Genomic DNA, 785 nt, shown 5'->3' with positions numbered 1-785 from the left:
GGACCGGGCGCCGCGTGCGCGGCGCGGTCGTGCTGCGGCACGCCTGGGTCGACCGCCGCGCCACCCGCGCCGGCCCGTCCGAGCCCCGGCGGGTCCGTCCGCGTGGCCGCGGGACGGTCCCAGGGGTGGTTCGGCGGAGCCGGGCGCGGTGGGCGCAGACGGGCTGCGTCACCGTGTTTCGTGCGCCTCCCGGGCGAGTTGCTTCAGTTCGGCGGTGCACATCATGAACCGGTCCGTCGGCAGGTGCTTGAAGTAGTAGCCCACGTCGGTGCCCAGGGCGAAGACGTGGACCGGGATGCCCGCCCGCCGTCCCGCCTCGACGGACTGGCGCAGCCCGGACATGACGGCCGGGTGCCGGGTCTGGTACGACGACGCGACCCGGTGGTTGCCCCGGTCCGCGGCGAGGTAGAACTGGGTGAGGTCCTTGGTGCCGACGAAGATCTCGCTGGCCCCGGCGGCGAAGAACTCGGTCGCGGAGTGGACCGCGGCGGGCGTCTCGACGAAGACCGACAGGGGCACGTCGTCGGGCAGGTCGAGGCGGAGCCGCAGTCGCAGGAACTCGTCCTGGTCGTTGATGAACGGCACCGCGAAGCTCACCCGGTCCGCGTCCGCGCCCAGCCGCTCGCGCACGTGCGCGCGCAGCGCCTTGAACGCGTGCGGGTAGTGCGGCTCGTGCAGCAGCCACCGGGCGCCGTGCAGGCCGAGCTCGGGGTTGGACTCGTGGGGGCCGGGGGGCCGGTTGGTGGTGTGGGGGGCGGGGTGGGTCCGGGGGGGGGGGGTCAGCA

Annotated in this window: 1 protein-coding gene; it reads right to left on the bottom strand. The window is 74.9% G+C overall.

The window, feature by feature from the left end:
* Positions 1-168: 168 nt before the first annotated feature.
* Positions 169-785 (bottom strand): putative PEP-binding protein (locus tag AB0G02_RS30125; RefSeq protein ID WP_360800586.1); only part of this gene is annotated, 617 nt, incomplete at its 5' end.

Origin of the sequence: Actinosynnema sp. NPDC023658 (assembly GCF_040639995.1) — a bacterium.
GTDB lineage: Bacteria > Actinomycetota > Actinomycetes > Mycobacteriales > Pseudonocardiaceae > Actinosynnema.
The sequence above is the reverse complement of the archived record's forward strand: the minus strand, read 5'-3'. Positions and strand labels throughout refer to the sequence as shown.